This is a genomic window from Rhizobium sp. PRIMUS64 (assembly GCF_023006465.1).
Taxonomy (GTDB): Bacteria; Pseudomonadota; Alphaproteobacteria; order Rhizobiales; family Rhizobiaceae; genus Rhizobium; species Rhizobium leguminosarum.
The window spans coordinates 1-16,882 of the sequence record NZ_JALBGX010000067.1; the positions used below are offsets into that span (position 1 = coordinate 1).

Annotated in this window: 16 protein-coding genes and 1 pseudogene; 4 read left to right on the top strand and 13 right to left on the bottom strand. The window is 59.7% G+C overall.

The annotated features are described in order from the left end of the window. On the top strand, nucleotides 1-376 hold a 376-nt coding region (locus MOV76_RS23565), incomplete at its 5' end, for a DUF3313 family protein (protein WP_247265390.1). A gap of 129 nt (nucleotides 377-505) precedes the next feature. Here the strand turns inward: MOV76_RS23565 and MOV76_RS23570 are convergent. From MOV76_RS23570 to MOV76_RS23580, 3 genes are all read right to left on the bottom strand, one after another. Then, nucleotides 506-1,096, bottom strand: a complete 591-nt coding sequence (locus MOV76_RS23570; RefSeq protein ID WP_247265391.1) for a GNAT family N-acetyltransferase — start codon at nucleotides 1,094-1,096, stop codon at nucleotides 506-508. Between the two features lie 154 nt (nucleotides 1,097-1,250). Further along, nucleotides 1,251-1,739 (bottom strand): BA14K family protein, encoded by a 489-nt coding sequence (locus MOV76_RS23575; RefSeq protein ID WP_247265392.1) that lies wholly within the window; start codon nucleotides 1,737-1,739, stop codon nucleotides 1,251-1,253. A gap of 362 nt (nucleotides 1,740-2,101) precedes the next feature. Beyond that, the gene (locus tag MOV76_RS23580) at nucleotides 2,102-3,133 is read right to left on the bottom strand and encodes an acyltransferase (protein ID WP_247265393.1); all 1,032 of its coding nucleotides are present in this window, start codon (nucleotides 3,131-3,133) and stop codon (nucleotides 2,102-2,104) included. Between the two features lie 464 nt (nucleotides 3,134-3,597). On the opposite strand from MOV76_RS23580, the gene MOV76_RS23585 reads away from it, so the two are divergent. Beyond that, entirely contained in the window at nucleotides 3,598-3,810 is a 213-nt protein-coding gene (locus tag MOV76_RS23585; protein ID WP_018447183.1) for a hypothetical protein, read from the top strand. Between the two features lie 362 nt (nucleotides 3,811-4,172). Further along, nucleotides 4,173-4,876: pseudogene (locus MOV76_RS23590) on the top strand (terminase small subunit). Between the two features lie 23 nt (nucleotides 4,877-4,899). Here MOV76_RS23590 and MOV76_RS23595 read toward each other — a convergent pair. The 4 genes from MOV76_RS23595 to MOV76_RS23610 all read right to left on the bottom strand — a co-directional run bounded on the left by MOV76_RS23595 (nucleotide 4,900) and on the right by MOV76_RS23610 (nucleotide 6,746). Further along, a complete protein-coding gene (locus MOV76_RS23595; RefSeq protein WP_018242541.1) occupies nucleotides 4,900-5,109 on the bottom strand; it encodes a hypothetical protein in 210 nt (69 codons plus the stop codon). 196 nt (nucleotides 5,110-5,305) lie between these two features. Beyond that, nucleotides 5,306-5,596 carry a hypothetical protein gene (locus MOV76_RS23600; protein ID WP_247265394.1) on the bottom strand — a complete coding sequence of 97 codons (291 nt, stop codon included), beginning with the start codon at nucleotides 5,594-5,596 and terminating at the stop codon, nucleotides 5,306-5,308. Beyond that, nucleotides 5,590-5,805 (bottom strand): hypothetical protein, encoded by a 216-nt coding sequence (locus MOV76_RS23605; protein WP_018242539.1) that lies wholly within the window; start codon nucleotides 5,803-5,805, stop codon nucleotides 5,590-5,592. Before MOV76_RS23605 ends, MOV76_RS23600 begins: the two co-directional genes overlap by 7 nt. A gap of 104 nt (nucleotides 5,806-5,909) precedes the next feature. Continuing rightward, nucleotides 5,910-6,746, bottom strand: coding sequence for an alpha/beta fold hydrolase (locus MOV76_RS23610; RefSeq protein WP_247265395.1), 837 nt, complete (start codon nucleotides 6,744-6,746; stop codon nucleotides 5,910-5,912). Nucleotides 6,747-7,374: 628 nt separating this feature from the next. Between MOV76_RS23610 and MOV76_RS23615 the strand changes: the two genes are divergently transcribed. Then, complete coding sequence (locus MOV76_RS23615) at nucleotides 7,375-8,331, top strand: S1C family serine protease (protein WP_247265396.1); 957 nt, start codon at nucleotides 7,375-7,377, stop codon at nucleotides 8,329-8,331. Between the two features lie 12 nt (nucleotides 8,332-8,343). Here the strand turns inward: MOV76_RS23615 and dusA are convergent, their stop codons facing one another. The 6 genes from dusA to MOV76_RS23640 form a co-directional block, all read right to left on the bottom strand. Then, on the bottom strand, nucleotides 8,344-9,345 hold the full coding sequence (gene dusA / locus MOV76_RS23620; RefSeq protein WP_247265397.1) for a tRNA dihydrouridine(20/20a) synthase DusA: 1,002 nt from the start codon (nucleotides 9,343-9,345) through the stop codon (nucleotides 8,344-8,346). A 192-nt stretch (nucleotides 9,346-9,537) separates the two neighbouring features. Next, nucleotides 9,538-9,750, bottom strand: coding sequence for a cold-shock protein (locus tag MOV76_RS23625; protein ID WP_003540801.1), 213 nt, complete (start codon nucleotides 9,748-9,750; stop codon nucleotides 9,538-9,540). Between the two features lie 217 nt (nucleotides 9,751-9,967). Continuing rightward, on the bottom strand, nucleotides 9,968-10,096 hold the full coding sequence (locus MOV76_RS39860; protein ID WP_258719821.1) for a hypothetical protein: 129 nt from the start codon (nucleotides 10,094-10,096) through the stop codon (nucleotides 9,968-9,970). 195 nt (nucleotides 10,097-10,291) lie between these two features. Then, a complete protein-coding gene (locus MOV76_RS23630; protein ID WP_193446603.1) occupies nucleotides 10,292-10,759 on the bottom strand; it encodes a DUF3828 domain-containing protein in 468 nt (155 codons plus the stop codon). A gap of 229 nt (nucleotides 10,760-10,988) precedes the next feature. Next, nucleotides 10,989-13,778 (bottom strand): cadherin domain-containing protein, encoded by a 2,790-nt coding sequence (locus MOV76_RS23635; RefSeq protein ID WP_247265398.1) that lies wholly within the window; start codon nucleotides 13,776-13,778, stop codon nucleotides 10,989-10,991. A gap of 227 nt (nucleotides 13,779-14,005) precedes the next feature. Then, nucleotides 14,006-16,858 (bottom strand): metal-binding protein, encoded by a 2,853-nt coding sequence (locus MOV76_RS23640; protein WP_247265399.1) that lies wholly within the window; start codon nucleotides 16,856-16,858, stop codon nucleotides 14,006-14,008. Nucleotides 16,859-16,882 lie beyond the last annotated feature (24 nt).

Sequence of the window (16,882 nt, forward strand, 5' to 3'; positions counted from 1 at the left end):
CGGCCTGGGCGGACTGGCGGTCGAGGCGGAAGCCGTTGACAGCGGTGGCGTGCAGCGGGCGGCCATCGTCTGGTCGCGCGGGGCAAACTCGCTGCAGAACAACCCCCGCGTTTCCGAAGTCGGCGACGCCTATAGCCTGGCTTCGAAATTCAGCAGCGAGTTTTCCCGCATGCTGATCAAAGGCAAGGAGCCGAAGGGATTGGATATCTCGCTGCCATCGGGGCAGCGGATGAAATCGTGGCTCGGCGGAAAACCGAAATACGCCGCCTGCGACGCCTTCGGCCGGCCGCCCGGACTGATGGGGGCTGTGGCTGCCAAATACGGCGCGCCGCCGCAATGGACCGAGAAGAAGCCGAAACCGGCCGCGACCTATTGAGAGACGATGCGCGGCGGCGCCGGCTGCCGCCGCGACCAGCACTCAGCCCGCCCCAGGCTGACGGGACGGACGGAGCAAAGGCGGGCAAAGCCTGTGCTCCGTCCGTCTGGAATTCCGTCGCGCTTCATTTCAGTCGGCGGTTCCGGGCCTCAGCCAGAAATACAGCTTGATCTGATCGGGCCTGTCGGAGGAATGCGGGCCGCGCATGAACAATTCGCCACCATTGCGCTCGATCACCCGCCGCGAGGCGTCGTTGTCCTCGTTGCAGAGGATAACGAGGCGGTCGAGGCCTTCCTTTGCCGCGACCGCCAGCAGAAGAGCCAGGGCGGCAGTCGCGTGGCCGTTGCGCTGTTTCCACGGTACGACGGAATATCCCACATGGCCCGATACTCCGGGTGGCAGTTCCTCGGTGCCCGCTTGAAAACGCAGGCTGATGCTGCCGCAAAATTCGGCGTCCCAAATCCAGAACAGGCGGGTGGTGAGAGGCGGCGGTCCGGATCCAGCCCGCTGTCTACCATCAGGAATGAGATCGTGGAAAAACCCTAATCTGTTCTGGCGCAGCCGCTGAAGCTCGCCGTGAACATGGGCCTCATCGCCCGCGCGGCGCGGATCGGGAGACCAGCCGGCGGCAAGCGCCGCTTCGAAACCCGACAGGTTTTCCATATCCGGCTGCAGCAGGACGACGCGGCCGGCGGACTTTGCTGTTTCTCCAGACGTCATCTAGCACCTAGGTTCGCGTCGCCTAACCAAGTGTGCGCCCCCCACTCGCGCAGACAAACACGCCCCACTGGCGATTGGAAGCCGTGCAACGGGCTTTCGGCCATCAAAAAAGCCCCGCATTTCATGCGAGGCTTGCTCTGATGGATGGGTCGGACTAGCGGCACTGGCGGCGCGGGCCGTAGTTCGGCTGGTAGGTATTGTCATAGGCGCGGTAGGACCGATAGCGGGAGTAGCAATAATCGGCATGTGAGCTATACCCTTGCGAGGTATAGGCCCGCGGCTGCGAGGCAATGATGCCGCCGATGAGGGCGCCGGCCGCCAGACCGCCAATAATGGCGCCGGTGTTGTCATTATGGCGCCAGCCGCGATCGTAGCGTCGATACGAGCCATAACGGTCGTCGCGATAATAATCCCGGTTGCGGTAGTGGTGACGGTTGCGATACCACCTGCGATTATTGCCGAACTGACCCGGGCAGTTCGTGAAGTTATTGCAGCCGACGGTCATGATGCGGGCATCGGTATTTCCCGGTGCCGGCTGCGCCGCCGATTGGACCGGGTTCGGCACGAAGGCCGGGCCTGCCGAGGCCGGCATTCCGGAGAAGGCCGTCGCTATCGACAGGGCAATGATGGCGAATCTGTTCATTTTACTCACCTTGGGTCAACGGATGTATCGAGGGGAAAACGCAGCGGAAGGGAATAGGTTTCATTTTGGGATGGAATGAGGCGGCGTATGTGCGTTTTTGCTAACATAATAGGCCTGTGCACCACTACCGGACGGCAGGAACCGACTGGTCCTAAAACGCTGGACAGCTTCGCCACCGCCAATGGGCGGGAATGTCTGAGAAGATCGCACCGACGACGCGGCGCAGACGAACTTTACTCTTATCGGAGCTCAATGTCGGACGGGTCGTTCGGGGGGCGGCATGTGCGTCGAAAGAGCGACAATGATGGCACCAGCGTGCGACACCATCCGTCGGGCATACGCCTGGCCCTTCGGCTATCCGATCATGCGGCAGCCAGCCGGCTCGTCAGCCTTTTCGACCAAGCCATCACTGGGCGCTCCACCATGATCCACGATACCAAAGCGGTGAGTACGGATAACGATCCAGCGACGAGCATCGTAAGCGGGCCGCGCGAGAAGAAGTCACCGACGCCAAAACGGGCGCTCAATGCAAAAAGAACCGCCCAGACCGGAAGATGGAAGAGATAGGCGCCGTAGCTGATCCGGCCCAAGCCGCTGAGAGATCTGTTCGCAAGGATTTTGAGAAACTGCCCTTTTGAGGCCACTGCCACGATTGCGGCCAGCGGCAAGACGAGGGCGGCCTCGAGGACGACCCATTGAACGAGGTTTCCCAAGTCAAAAGCGATTTGCATGATAGACCCAGCCAAACCGACCGGTACTGACAACCAGAGGAGCCATCGCGGAGCGCTCCACCCTTCTGCAGACAGGAACGACAAAGCGGCACCGGCCGCCAAAGCATCGATTGAATCGAAAGGCAGCGCATTGGCTTCATCAACCTTGCCGAGGGCAAATGCGCAAACGCGGTAGAGTACGGTGCAGGAAACAAGTGCGCCGCATAATTTCAGAAAATGACGGGACGGCAACGCCAGGATCACAAAAGGCCAAATCAGGTAGAATTGCTCTTCGACTGCAAGTGTCCAAAGGTGCCCTAGCGCCCAAGGCTCGGACCCGTGCGTTGCATACCAGATGTTGGAGAGGAACAATGCATGCCACGGCAACGACTCCTGCATCATCGGGAGACGTAACGGGCCTGCTGCCAGCCAACAAAATCCCAGCGTCAGGAAGTAGGGTGGCCAAATTCTCGCTGCTCTTCGCGCGAAGAACACAGTTATCCCAGCCGCGTGATGATCGTGTCCCTTGACGTCTAACAGAATGTTTGTGATGAGGAATCCGCTCAACACAAAGAAGAACCGAACTCCGAGGTGGCCAAGGTTCGAGCTTTCTTGCCAGAAATGAGAATAAAACACTGACAGAAGTGCAATCGCTCGTAATCCGTCTAGCTGAGGCTCCCGCAATCGACACCCCGATGCTTAAATCTCACAAAAGATACAGGACGTTTCCTTGGTGGCGATAATAAAGCTCTTCGAAAATTGCGATGTCAAATTACTCCTGCAGCGCATCGCTACCGGCTGATTTGCTAGAGCTACACAGCAGGCCGCTGGCGCAGCACTACTCGCTCTATAACGACAGGGGAAATCAACGGGCTGGGAGGCGCTGAGCGAGAGGCTGGCGCGGGCCGGGGTCTGACACGGGTGCCAGGGATATCGTCATTGGATGTCATCGAAGGACGTTGACGCCATAGCAATCTCTCTTGAAATCATAGAGCGGTTTCCGGTGTTCAATATTAATACGGCGGTCAACCTCATGTGTAACGAAGTCTTAACTTCGTTTGGTAACCAGATATTAAGACTTTCCTTGAGCTGTGTTGCTGTTTCTGTTTTCGTACGCCGGCAAATACTCTGAGATAAGGGTCTTCCACATGGCGCAACCGACGCAATACATCATCATGGAGCCGCTGGGTGGCATGACCGATCTCGACTCCATACGCATGAGGCTTGCCGAGATCGGGCTGGCCCGCGAGGCGTTCTCCCTGGATTCGGATGTAGGCCGGCTCAGGCTGACCTTCTGGGAGCCGGATCGAATTGAGGCATTGCGCATATTGGCGCGGCTGGATCATTCCAATCCATGTTGATCGGGCACCCTCCGGGAAGAGAGAAACGTGACGTGCGCGATCGGCAGAGAATAATTTTGAAGGGGAGCAAAGACAAAATGACAACGATCAGTTTCCAACGTCCGAAGCCATCGGTGTGGAGCCGCGTGGTCGAGGCGCTTCGTGCGCTGTTTTTCGCTGGCGTATCCGGAGAATGGCATTGGCACGGCGATGTCATGCGTCGCCGGCTTTCCGACGGCACGATTGTGACCAGAGAGCCGACTCCGGGGGAGATTTACAACAGGGACAGAGGTCTGGCTTCGTAGGGCCTTCCCCGCGGCGCGCTTTTCACCTTGCCACCATCGCCTGCTACCATCGCCCTCTCTTCGAGGGCACGATCACCAATGGCAGAACTGACGCCGAAGCAGCGCCTGTATGTGGCGGAATATCTGAAGGATTTGAATGCGAAGCACGCGGCGGTGCGGACGGGGTATAGCGGAAAGTCGCGTGCCAATGGCAATCGCTTGATGCGAATGAGGCTGTGCGGGCGGAGATTGAGAGAGCCTTAGCGCCACGTCTTGCCGAGATGGAGACTTCCGCCGAGTGGGTGCTTGTCGCCATTGCCTACGTCGCGTTTGGTGATGTCCGTGACGTGTTCGATGACCAGGGGCCGCTGAAGGCGCCTTCGGAGTGGGATGAGCGGACGGCGGCAAGCGTTGTGGGGCTGGAGATCGGCACCTCGGCCAAGGGCAAGGGGGAGGTGGTGCATGCGGCGAAGATCAAGCGGGCGGACCGGTTGCGGGCGCTGGATATGCTTGCGCGGCATCACTCGCTCTATAACGACGGGATATTTTTACAATCATTCGCGATCCCGCAACGCGGTTTCAGCCGCTGCAGATTGCGGTCGCATCCGGCCACGGCATCGGCAAATCGGCCCTTATGGGCGATGTCCTGCTGGAATGAGGCGACGCTGGCGACGGACGGCCAATACCGACACGCAGATGCACCAAGACGGCCGGAGATATCGGCAAATGGGTTCCGCTCTTCGATCGCGTGCAGGCGACCTCGGTCCGCGCCCGGGAAAAGGCGGTGTCGGACTCGCAGCTAGCTCGACGTCTCGCGCTATCAGGCTCACGTTCCGCCGGCCAGCAATCGGAGCTGGCTTTCGTCGTGCACACCCTGGCGGTAGAGCTCGATGATGAGGGCGCCCAGACGGTCGGCTTCCTTGCTTGATCTGTCGATCTTTGACCCGCTACAGAGAGCTTCATGAACACGCCTGCACACATCCAGATCTTCGGAGGCGAGCGGTTCGTCCCGTGTGCTGAACAGCTTGTCTGACATCGCAATTTGCCCTTTTTGGATGCCGTGAATCGCTTTCGTGAAAAAAAGATAATTTCGCGATGTTTGCTCTGCAAGATGGGCGAAGGTCCGAAATTCAAAAAGAATTCGGGGCACGCACGGAAAGACGCGGGCGTGGGCGGCAGGGCATGGATATGAGATCGATCGGCGTGCCGATCGGATAGTGCGAGTGTGGGATCTACTTGGTTGCGGGGTCCTTGGCGCCCTGCTGTGACAGGCGCAGCTCTTTCAGCCGCATGGTTTTTTCCCGGCGGGCCCGTTGCTCCGCCTCGATGGTTTCCTTGGCGGCTCGCTCGGTGTTTTCGAAACGATCCTGCCGGTAAGCCTTTGATGAGGGTTCACGTTCTCTTTTCATGGCCGCTAAACGCAAAGCGGCGAAAACGGTTTCATGGGAAATGCGTAACTGACCGTCAATCGATCGACGTGGCCCGGCGGCCTGGGTGTGGGACGGCAAACAGCCAGTCACCATTTATAATTCACTCTGCCGGTCGTATCCGTCACGTGCGTTCGCACCTTTCCCCGCTGCAGCTTGCTGTTTTGGCCGATCGACCTCTGCTGCGCCGATTTGGCCAGGCATTTGACGGCGTGACCGGCTGCGTTCCTGCAGGGTGCGGCGGAGGCGGGGTTGGCGGAGATCATGGCGATGGCGATTGCCGCAAGCAGGTTGATACGGAGCATCGGAATTCACCCAGTTTAGCCGCGTGGAGATTAAATTTGGTCATGCCGATGTCAAGCCGCTCATGGTAACCGGGCGCCTCGTCGGCGCCCGGTAACATCACGGATCAACCTTTGATGAAGGCAAGGATGTCGGGATTTATGATGTCGGCATGAGTGGTGCACATGCCGTGCGGGAATTTCTCGTAGACCTTCAGCGTGGCGTTCTGCAGCAGCTTGGCCGAGAGCAGGGCGGAGTCGGCGATCGGCACGATCTGATCGTCGTCGCCGTGCATGACGAAGGTCGGCACGGTGATGGTCTTCAGGTCTTCTGTGAAGTCGGTTTCCGAAAAGGCCTTGATGCCGTCGTAATGCGCTTTGGCGCCGCCGATCATGCCCTGGCGCCACCAATTGTTGATGATCGGCTCCGACACTTTCGCGCCTGGCCGGTTGAAGCTGTAGAACGGGCCTGCCGGCAGATCGTAATAAAACTGCGCGCGATTGGCGGCGAGCTGCTTGCGCAGGCCATCGAAGACTTCGATCGGCAGGCCGCCGGGATTGGCATCCGTCTTCACCATGATGGGCGGCACGGCGCCGATGATGACGAGCTTGGCGACACGGCCCTGCGGCTGGCCGTGGCGGGCGACATAATGGGTCGCTTCGCCGCCGCCGGTGGAGTGGCCGACATGGACGGTGTTCCTGAGATCGAGATGCTCGACGACGGTTGCGGCATCGGCGGCGTAGTGATCCATGTCGTGACCGTCGCCCACCTGGGTGGAGCGGCCGTGGCCGCGCCGGTCATGGGCGACGACGCGGTAGCCCTTCTCAAGGAAGAACAGCATCTGGGTATCCCAGTCGTCGGAGCATAGCGGCCAGCCGTGATGGAACATGATCGGCTGGGCGGTCTTCGGCCCCCAATCCTTGTAGAAGATCTCGACGCCGTCCTTGGTTGTGACTGTGCTCATCTCTTGGCTCCATTGGTTGGGGTTGGATTCATGCGGTCAGAAGTTTGCGCCGTTGCCGGCAGAATTGGCAAGGCCACGAGCGCCGTTGCGCCGGAGGCTTGGGGCAAGTAGGTCGCGCCTGAGCGGATAAGTCGGCTCTGAATATGCTGATGTGCTAATTGAATGGCTCTTTCTATTCTATTGATATGACAGACGTTTGTATGTCTCTGCGCGACGGGCGCGCAGCACCGCCCATCTCGTATGAAGGGACGGGGATTTGGCGATCCTCGCCTGGCTGCTTCGTGCTGCGAATATTCTTTTGATCCGCGGTATGTCGGCCTGTTCCACTCCTTAGGCAGGTTCGTCATGGGTAGCGAAGGCAGCTGATTTGACGGGCGAATGTCTGCAATGAGCCAATTTTTGGCCGTGCGTTCAAGATATCTGTTCGGGTAGTTCAGCATATCTATCCGGGTAGGCGTGTTGGCATTCTCTGCGTTGCGCGCATTGCAGACCGCCGCCGGCGCTCACTTGAACGCGGGTCTATGCCCAACCATCTAATCCTCACACAACACCACAATGGCGAACCTTCGCAATCGCGACCGCTTCGCCGGCGGCGGGACGGCCGTTTTTGCCGCCTGAGGATCAAATAATGGGTTACATGGATAAGGACATAGCGCCTCAGAATGATGGGGCGCTGATCGATGCCTATTCGCAATCGATCGCTGAAGCAGTCGATATCGTCGGGCCGGCAGTCAGCCGGATTGAGAGGGTGGGTGGCCGGCAAGGGCACGGGTCGGGCTTCGCCGTCTCGCCTGACGGTCTGATCGTCACCAACAACCATGTCGTCGACGACGCCAAGGTGGTTCGCATCACCACGCCCGACGGCTTCGTTACCGAGGGCCGTGTGCTTGGCCGGGATGTGGATACCGATATCGCCCTCATTCGCGCCAATACAAGCACCGGCGCCTGGGCGAAGCTCGGAGATTCCCAGCGCCTGCGCAGGGGGCATATCGCAATCGCGATCGGAAACCCGCTCGGCTTCGAATGGACGGTTACCGCCGGTATCGTCTCGGCGCTCGGCCGGTCGATGCGGGCAGCAAGCGGCCGGCTGATGGAGGACGTCATCCAGACCGACGCGGCGCTCAATCCCGGCAACTCCGGCGGGCCGCTGGTGTCTTCGGGCGGAGAGGTCATCGGCGTCAATACCGCCGTGATCCAAGGTGCGCAGAGCATCGCCTTTGCCGTGGCGTCGAATACGGCCAATTTCGTGGTTTCGGAGATTCTCCGTTATGGCCAGGTCAGGCGCGCCTTCATCGGCATATCAGGCGATACGATTGTGCTGCCGCGCCGGGTGGCACTCGCCGCGGGCACGGCACAAACGACCTCCGTTCGCATCCGGCGCGTCGAAGCCGATGGGCCTGCGGCAAAGGGAGGGCTGCAGGAGGGCGATTATATCCTCGCCATCGACGGCAGCCCGGTCGGCGGCGTCGACGATATCGTCCGATTGATGGATGGCAGCAGGATCGGCAGGGATACGGAGATCCTGGTGTTCTCGGTGGCCGGCCGGATCGAGAAGAAGATCTTGCTACCGATGGCGCGGTTGTGACGCCGCTTCGCGTCAGGCGCTGACCGCCTCCTGATCTGTTCCCGAAAAATCCACCGCCGCAAAGGCCGCCGCCAACACTTCCGGCCCGGCGCCGGTTTTGGCCGCGTCGGTCGAGAGGATCTGGCGGTAGCGCCTTGCGCCGGGCAGGCCGGTAAAGAGGCCCACCATGTGGCGCGCCGCGTGCTGCAGCCGGCCGCCGCTGGCGATGTGGCGTTCGGCATAGGCCATCATCCGATCGCGCAACGCTTCCCAGTCCGGTTCGGCCGCAGGCGCACCGAAGAAGCGCTGGTCGATGTCGGCAAGGATCGCGGCATTCTGATAGGCGGCGCGGCCGAGCATGACGCCATCGACATGGGTTAGGTGGGTTGCTGCCTCGTCGAGCGTGCGGATGCCGCCATTGATGCCGATGAAGACATCGGGCCAGCGTTGTTTCATTCGGTAGACGATGTCGTAGTCGAGCGGCGGGATTTCGCGGTTTTCCTTGGGGCTCAGGCCCTTCAGCCAGGCCTTGCGCGCATGGATCCAGATCGCATCGGCGCCGGCATCGAGAACGCGGGTGATCAGCTCGGGCAGCGCCTGTTCCGGCTCCTGCTCGTCGACGCCGATCCGGCATTTCACCGTCACCGGCACGGTCGCAACCCTCTTCATCGCCGCGATGCATTCGGCCACTGTCTCCGGCGTCAACATCAGGCAGGCGCCGAAGGTGCCCGACTGCACACGGTCGGAGGGGCAGCCGACATTGAGGTTGATCTCGTCATAGCCATAGGGTTCGGCGATCTGCACCGCGTCGGCAAGCTTTGCCGGGTCCGATCCGCCGAGTTGCAGCGCCAGCGGATGCTCGGCGGCGTCATGACCGAGCAGCCGCTCGCGCGGGCCGTGGATGATCGCATCGGCCACCACCATCTCGGTATAGAGCAGCGCCTCGCGGCTGATCTGCCGGTGGAAATAGCGGCAATGCCGATCCGTCCAGTCGATCATTGGGGCGACCGCAAAAATTGGCCTCTTCTGCGTCATAGATGTTCCATCGTTCGTTGTTCCCGGGCGCCGCACTGCGGTGCCCCGCTGCCTCAATGCAGCGCCGTATGGGCGGGATCATCCATATGCGCGCATATAACATCTGCCGATGCGATCGACAAATCGAACGCCAAAAACAGAAACAGCGCCCCTTGCGGAGCGCCGTTCATGCCGCGTGAGCGGAAGTCTGACTTACGAAGCCGAGATGTTGACGGCCTTCGGGCCCTTGCCCATGCGGTCCGGCTCGGTGTCGAAGGTAACCTGCTGGCCTTCGCGCAGCGACTGGATGCCAGAAGCCTGCAGCGCAGAGATATGGACGAAAACGTCCTTTGCGCCGCCATCCGGCGTGATGAAACCAAAACCCTTGTCCTGGTTGAAGAATTTTACGGTGCCCTTGGTGGCCATTGGGATCGTCCTTTTCCCTTAGTCTGTGTAGTATCCGCGCCCCCGAGAGGAAGCGGACGGCTTTAGCTTTCGCCCCGATCGATTGGGACGAAGGGTCAGTCGGAGAAGTCACGTACGGGGAAAGAACGTCTACGTAGGCGGGTATTCCCGCGCCGCCTTCCAAACGGAAGGGATTACCACATCAGTCCAGTCACCGGCATGCAAATGCCCGAGTAAGTCAATTCGTGCCAGCATTTCGGGCAAAAAGCAAGCGGGATTCTTTTGGCATACCTGCATCGATGTCGGGAAATGCCGAAGATTCAGATACTTGACCATGGGTTAACGGATTCTTGCCCGGCTGTGCCATATCGGGATTCCGTGCCGAAACGGGATGACGGGCGGATTCGATAGCCGGCAGGGATTTGTTCGTGGGGCGGTCGGGGCGGCAGGCACGCCGATCAGCCCTCATGGTGGGTGAGGAACGGAGCAATCGATCCAATGAATCGATTGCAGTGACAAACGCAGGATCGCCTCGAACCACGAGGGCGGGTGGCTGGGCCGCCTACTGCGCGTCACCCAGCAACGCGCCGAGGCTCCACGGATTATCCCCCTTTTGGTTGGCGATGTCGTCGACCTTCCAGCCGCCGTGTTCACGCACCAGGGTGTAGAAGAGCGTCACCTCCTCGCCGTTTTCGAACTGCACTTCCACCTCGGCCTTATCATCCAGCAGGATCGGTTGGCCGATCCTGACGTCGCTCGCGGCGCCATCCTGTCCAGCGATCACGGGATCGAAGTCGATTGCGCCAACATCGCCCTCCGCCGTGTTGTCGAGATCGGTCTGGAGGAGCTTGTTCAGGTGGTCGGAAAAGAAGATCGAATAGGGTGATGGCGCCTCGGCGTCGCTGTTGTCGGTGTCGTAGCTATAGAGCGCCTTGAGCAGCGCCTTCGGCGTCTTGTAGGTTGCCGCCGATGCGGGCAAGGCTGCGAGCGCCGCCATGGCCAGGGCGAGGATGAATGTGGGCAGGCGCATGCGGGCTCTCCTCGGATCGGCAGGAGTTATAGCCGAACCGGGTGCGTAGGGGGAGCAGCAATTTGGATCGGGCGCTCAGCCCGAACTCCCGCTTCTACCCAGTGGGGAAAAGCGATTCGGCGGGGCGCCTTGTTCCGCCTCATCGACACGGGGAGCCTGCTGACCGCAAGCCCCCCGTTTTTAAAGCCATTGGCGACGTATTGCGTCGCCGCTTGGAATCAAGCCGCAGTTAGATCAAAGCGTCGTGCAGCAGGCTCGAAACCGACGGCTCGAAGACGTCCTTCACGGCGAGCGTGAAATCGTGGCTGGTGGCGTTTCCAGCCGCGTCATAGGCTTCGGCGGTGAAGGTCAGGCTGTGGGTGCTTTCGTAGTCGATTGCCGCCTTTGTCTGGATCTTGTTGCCGACGAGCTTGAAGATGCCGTCGGCATCGTCCGTTAGCCGCCATTTCACCGTATCGCCTTCCGGATCCTTTGCCGTGAGCAGGCCGACCGAGGTGCCGATCGCGACATTCTCGTTGACCGAGTTGCGCGAGAAGGCGAGATTGGTCGGCGCCTTGTTGACCGGCGTCTCGTTGACGTCGAGGACGTTGATCGTGATGTCCTTTTCGACCGTGACCTTGCCGTCGGAGACGGCCACCTTGATCGTGTGCGACTTCGCCGTCTCGTAATCCAGAGCCTTGGAGGTGACGATGCGGTTGCCGTTGATCCGGAAGTGGTCGTTTGCCCCGTTGATCAGCGTATAGGTGAGCATGTCGCCGTCTGCGTCCTTGGCGCTAAGCAGGCCGACCGTGGTCCAGATCGGGGTGCTCTCCAACAGGGATGTTTTCGAAAGCTGGATATTGGTGGGAGCGCTGTTGCTACCGTCGGGCGTGAACTTTCCCTTGGCGAAATCGTAGACGCCGTCGGAAAAACGGGCGAATTCAACATCGGTCAGCGTATCCTTGCCCTCCAGGGCGCTCGTCAGGATGTGGCTGCCATTGTTCAATGCGAAGGTGTATTTGGCGAAATTGCCGGAGAAGACCGCCGTGTCGGTGCCTGCACCGCCCAACAGCACGTCGTTGCCGGCGCCGCCTTCGAATCTGTCATTGCCGCCGGTTCCGAAGAAATAGTCGTCGCCGCCGCCGGTCTTGACGTCGATGCCGAAGGCGGTGCCGAAGATGTCGACGTGGCGGTTTGCCAGTTCGTCGGAGAGGTCGGCATGGGCGCTGTCCGTTAAAGTCAGTGCGAGGACATCGTTCTCGTAGCCTGGCTTGTCGTAAATGACGATCTTGTCGAAGCTTTCGAACTGGGCAGCCGAAGCGATAACCTCGGCTCCTGCCGTTTCAAGAATTTCGACGTTCTTGATCGTCAGGCCGGCAAGCCCGATGAACTCCATCCCAGGGGCCAACGTCGGCTCGATCACACGCAACGTATCCGTGCCTGCTCCGCCATCGATAAATCCGGAAAGCGCGGCGGAGTGTGACTGCAGGTTGATGGCATCATTGCCGTCGCCGGCGTCAATGTCGAAGGCTTCAGGGGCGGTGGACATATTATCGCCATCGGTGATCTTGTCGTTGCCCGCGCCGCCCCTGATAACGTCATTTCCAGCGCCGCCGAAGAGTTGATCGTTGCCATCGCCGCCGATCAATTTGTCATTGCCGGCATTGCCGTTGATCGTGTCGTTGCCGCCGCTGCCGTCGAAAATGTCGTTGGCGGCCGTTCCCGTAAACATGTCGTCGCCGCCGCCGGTCTTGACGTCAATGGCGGAGACGGTGCCAATGATGCTGGCCCGACTCGTTCCAAGCTCGTCGGAAAGATCCAGATGGGCATTGTCCGTCAATCTCAAGACGGCGACAGAGGAGCCGAAAGCGTCCTTCGTTCCCGAGATCTTGTCGAAGCTTTCTAACTGTGCGGTTGAACCCGTAAAACCATAGTCACCGGTTTCAAGAATTTCGAAGTTCTTGATCGTCAGCTCGGCAAACCTGGACACTCGCAGTGTATCAATCCCGGCACCGCCGTCGATCGTCCCGGAAAGCGCCTGAGACGGTGTCTGGAGGGTTATGACATCGTTCCCGTCGCCCGCACTAATGTCGAAGACTTCCGGCGAAGAGCTGGATAGCTGGCCATCGACGATCGTGTCGTCGCCCTTGCCGCCGATCAACCGGTCATTTCCGCCATTGCCATTGATATAATCGTTGCCGTCGCCGGCGTCTAAGATGTCTCTGCCGGCAGTCCCGGTGAGAAAGTCGCGAGTGCTTCCGGTCGTGACATCGATGCCGGAAACGTTAGAGCTGCCAAAGATGTAGTTCAGCTTGCCTGCCAACTCGTCGGAAAGATCGACATGGGCGCCGTCTGTTAAGCTCAATTGGACGGAAGAATCAGAGCTTGTACCGAGGATTTTGTCAAAGGATTCGAACTGCGCGGTCGATGCGGTCACACCGGATGTGGCTGGTTGGAGGATCTCGACGTTTTTGATCGTCAGGCCTGTTAGATCACTGGCTTGCAGCGTATCGGTGCCAGCGCCGCCGTCTATCGTTCCCGATACCTTGGCGAAAGGGCCGTTGAACAAAGTCACTTTGTCATTGCCATCGCCGGCATCGATGTTGAAGGTTTCAGCGACATTGGAAAAATAATCTCCATCGCTAATCGTGTCATTACCCGCGCCACCCTTGAGAACGTCGTTGCCGACGCCGCCGTAAATCTCGTCATTGCCGTCGCCGCCATTCAGCGTGTCGTTGCCAGCTTCACCATTGAGCAAGTCGTCGCCGCCGCCGCCGCTTAACGTGTCTGCGCCACCGCCGCTCACTATGGTATCTTTGCCTGCGCCCGTCGTGATCGTGTTGTCGCCGCTCGAGCCGGTCACGTTCGCGGAAACCGAGCCCAGTTCGTCTGCCAGATCTGCCACGCCGGAACCTGAGACGGCGAGGGTGACAGCGGCGAGGGGAGTGGCTTCGGAGTGGCGGATGACGTCGTAGGCTTCGAACTCAGCGCCGGTCCTGGTAAGCGTGATGCCGTTCGTGTCCAGAATATTCAAGGCCATGTTAAACTTTCCAGAAGATGCGTTGGCTTCTGCAAGAACGGATTGTGTCTGCCGTTCCGGGTGGAGAAGGTTCGTGCGGGAGGTGTCAGCCGCCTTATTCGGAAAGGCGGCGACCGCAGGTTGGAAGCTCGGGGCAGTGGCAGCGCCGGGTGCTCGTTTAAGCGGGTACGCTGGCGCATCCTGCCCCGCTGCGGAATGCATGTCTGCGTCCCGCAGCAGTGTTGCGACTAGATCAAAGCGTCGTGCAGCAGGCTCGAAACCGACGGCTCGAAGACGTCCTTCACGGCGAGCGTGAAATCGTGGCTGGTGGCGTTTCCAGCCGCGTCATAGGCCTCTGCGGTGAAGGTCAGGCTGTGAGTGCTTTCGTAGTCGATCGCCGCCTTTGTCTGGATCTTGTTGCCGACGAGCTTGAAGATGCCGTCGGCATCGTCCGTCAGCCGCCATTTCACGGCGCCGCCTTCCGGATCGACCGCCGTGAGGAGGCCGACCGAGGTGCCGATGGCGATATTCTCGGAGACCGAGCCGCGCGAGAAGGCGAGCTTGGTCGGGGCCTGGTTGACAGGGGCTTCGTTGACGTCGAGGACGTTGATCGTGATGTCCTTCTGGACGGTGACCTTGCCGTCCGAAACAGCGACCTTGATCGTGTGCGACTTATCCGTCTCGTAATCCAGAGCCTTCGAGGTGACGATGCGGTTGCCCTTTATCCGGAAGTGATCGTTCGCCCCGTCAATCAGCGTATAGGTGAGGGCGTCGCCATCGGCGTCCTTGGCGCTGAGCAGACCGACCGTGGTCCAGATCGGCGTGTCCTCGGAGAGGGCGGTTTTCGAGAGCTGGATATTGGTCGGCGCGCTATTGCTGCCGTCGAGCGTGAACTTTTCCGTGGCGAAATCGTAGACGCCATCCGCAAAGCGCGCGAATTCGACGTCTGTCAGCGTATCCGTCCCTTCCGCGGCGCTTGTCAGGATGTGATCGCCATTGTTCAATGCGAAGGAATAATTGGCGAAATTGCCGGAGAAGATCGCGGTATCGATGCCGGCGCCGCCATTGATGGCGTCGTTGCCGGCGCCGCCCGTCAATTTGTCGTTGCCGCCATTACCATTGATGATGTCGTTGCCGCCACTGCCGTCGAAAATGTCGTTGCCGTTCGTGCCCGTAAACTCGTCGTCGCCGCCGCCGGTCTTGACGTCAATGCCGGAGATATTGCCGGCAATGAAAGCCCCGCGATCTCCCAACTCGTCGGAAAGATCGAGGTGGGCGCTGTCCGTCAACACCAAGTCGGCTTTATAATTCAAGGTCGGATCGGTCGAATAGACGATCTTGTCAAAGCTTTCGAACTGCGCGCTCGAGCCGGCAACTGACCATCCCACCGTTTCAAGGACTTCGATGTTCTTGAGCGTTAGGCCCTGCAGCGACGAGGCTTGCAGGGCATCAATCCCGGCACCGCCGTCGATTGTTCCGGAAAGCGGTGGAGCGAATTGTAAGGTGATAGCATCGTCGCCGTCGCCAGCGTCGATGTCGACAACTTCCGGGGTAGAGCCGAAGTGCTCACCATCTGAGATCGTATCGTTGCCCGCACCGCCTCTGATGACGTCATTTCCTGCGTCTCCCCAGAGCAGGTCATTGCCGTCACCGCCATTCAGCGTGTCATTGCCATTTCCGCCATTGATCTCATCGTTTCCGATGCCGCCATTCAGTGTGTCATTGCCAGTTTCGCCACGGATCTCATCGTTTCCGGCGCCGCCGTTCAACGTGTCTACGCCGTCACCGCCATTGATTTTGTCTTGGCCTGCACCCGTCGTGATCACATTGTCGCCGCTTGAGCCCGTCACATTCGCGGAGCCTGAGCCCAGTTCGTCTGCAAGGTCCACCGTCCCTGAATCCGAGATGACCAGGTTCACTGGGACGAGAGGATTGATTGCGGAGTTGCGGATGACGTCGTAAGCTTCGAACTCCGCGCCGGTCTTGATAATCGTGGCGCCGTTCGTGTCCAGGATATTCAGCGGAGTACCCGGCTCGGTGCTGTTGACGGTGAAGGTTTCCGTGGCGAAATTGTAGACGCCATCGGCAAAGCGCGCGAATTCGACGTCTGTCAGCTTGTCCGTGCCCTCAAATGCGCTCGTCAGGACACGGCTGCCATTGTCGATCGCGAGGGAATAATTGGCAAAGTTGCCTGAGAAGACCGCGGTGTCGGTCCCGTCGCCGCCATTGATGGTGTCGTTGCCGGTGCCGCCGGTCAATTTGTCATTGCCGGCATTGCCATTGATTAGGTCGTTGCCGCCGCTGCCGTCGAAAATATCATTGACGTCGGTGCCCCAAAACTCGTCGTCGCCACTGCCGGTCTTGGCGTCAACGCCGTCATAGCCGGTAATGAAAGCCCCACGGGCTCCCAATTCGTCGGAAAGATCGAGGTGGGTGCTGTCGGTCACCGTCAATGACGGACGAATATTAAAAAATGGATCGCTCGAGCCGACGATCTTATCAAAGCTTTCGAACTGTGCGCTCGAACCGCGAACCTGCGAAAACCCCGTATCAAGGATTTCGATATTCTTGATCGTCAGGCCCTGGAGCGATGGGGCTTGCAGCGTATCGATCCCGGTGCCGCCATCGATTGTTCCTGAAATCTGTAACGCGAGTCTGTCTATGGTTATGGAATCGTCGCCAGCGCCGGCGTCAATGTCGATGAGCTCCGGCTGCGGGCCGCCAGGTCCCGGCAGAAAGACGGGAAAACCACCATCAGTGATCCTATCGTTGCCGCCGCCGCCGATCAGTTTGTCGTTGCCGCCATTACCGTTGATCGTGTCGTCGCCGGCGCCGCCGTTCAGCGTGTCCGCGCCGTCACCACCCAGCAGCGTGTCGTTGCCTTTTCCCGTCGTTATCGTGCTGCCGTTGCTCGAACCAGTCACCCTCGCGGAGACCGAATCCAGTTCATCGGCCAGATCGGCCACGCCGGAATCCGAGACAATCAAAGTGACAGGCGAGGAAGGATTTGCGGCGGAGTCCCGGATAACGTCGTAAACTTCGAATTCGGCGCCGGTCTTGGTAATCGTCGCGCCGTTCGTGTCTAGAATATTCAAGGCCATATTAAACTTTCCAAAAAGATGCGT

Excerpts from the sequence above, each read along its gene's own strand:
- MOV76_RS23570 (WP_247265391.1), bottom strand. The coding sequence starts at position 1,096 with ATGACGTCTGGAGAAACAGCAAAGTCCGCCGGCCGCGTCGTCCTGCTG.
- MOV76_RS23575 (WP_247265392.1), bottom strand. The coding sequence starts at position 1,739 with ATGAACAGATTCGCCATCATTGCCCTGTCGATAGCGACGGCCTTCTCC.
- MOV76_RS23585 (WP_018447183.1), top strand. The coding sequence starts at position 3,598 with ATGGCGCAACCGACGCAATACATCATCATGGAGCCGCTGGGTGGCATG.
- MOV76_RS23595 (WP_018242541.1), bottom strand. The coding sequence starts at position 5,109 with ATGTCAGACAAGCTGTTCAGCACACGGGACGAACCGCTCGCCTCCGAA.
- MOV76_RS23600 (WP_247265394.1), bottom strand. The coding sequence starts at position 5,596 with ATGGTGACTGGCTGTTTGCCGTCCCACACCCAGGCCGCCGGGCCACGT.
- MOV76_RS23605 (WP_018242539.1), bottom strand. The coding sequence starts at position 5,805 with ATGCTCCGTATCAACCTGCTTGCGGCAATCGCCATCGCCATGATCTCC.
- MOV76_RS23610 (WP_247265395.1), bottom strand. The coding sequence starts at position 6,746 with ATGAGCACAGTCACAACCAAGGACGGCGTCGAGATCTTCTACAAGGAT.
- MOV76_RS23615 (WP_247265396.1), top strand. The coding sequence starts at position 7,375 with ATGGGTTACATGGATAAGGACATAGCGCCTCAGAATGATGGGGCGCTG.
- dusA (WP_247265397.1), bottom strand. The coding sequence starts at position 9,345 with ATGACGCAGAAGAGGCCAATTTTTGCGGTCGCCCCAATGATCGACTGG.
- MOV76_RS23625 (WP_003540801.1), bottom strand. The coding sequence starts at position 9,750 with ATGGCCACCAAGGGCACCGTAAAATTCTTCAACCAGGACAAGGGTTTT.
- MOV76_RS39860 (WP_258719821.1), bottom strand. The coding sequence starts at position 10,096 with ATGGCACAGCCGGGCAAGAATCCGTTAACCCATGGTCAAGTATCTGAA.
- MOV76_RS23630 (WP_193446603.1), bottom strand. The coding sequence starts at position 10,759 with ATGCGCCTGCCCACATTCATCCTCGCCCTGGCCATGGCGGCGCTCGCA.
- MOV76_RS23635 (WP_247265398.1), bottom strand. The coding sequence starts at position 13,778 with ATGGCCTTGAATATTCTGGACACGAACGGCATCACGCTTACCAGGACC.
- MOV76_RS23640 (WP_247265399.1), bottom strand. The coding sequence starts at position 16,858 with ATGGCCTTGAATATTCTAGACACGAACGGCGCGACGATTACCAAGACC.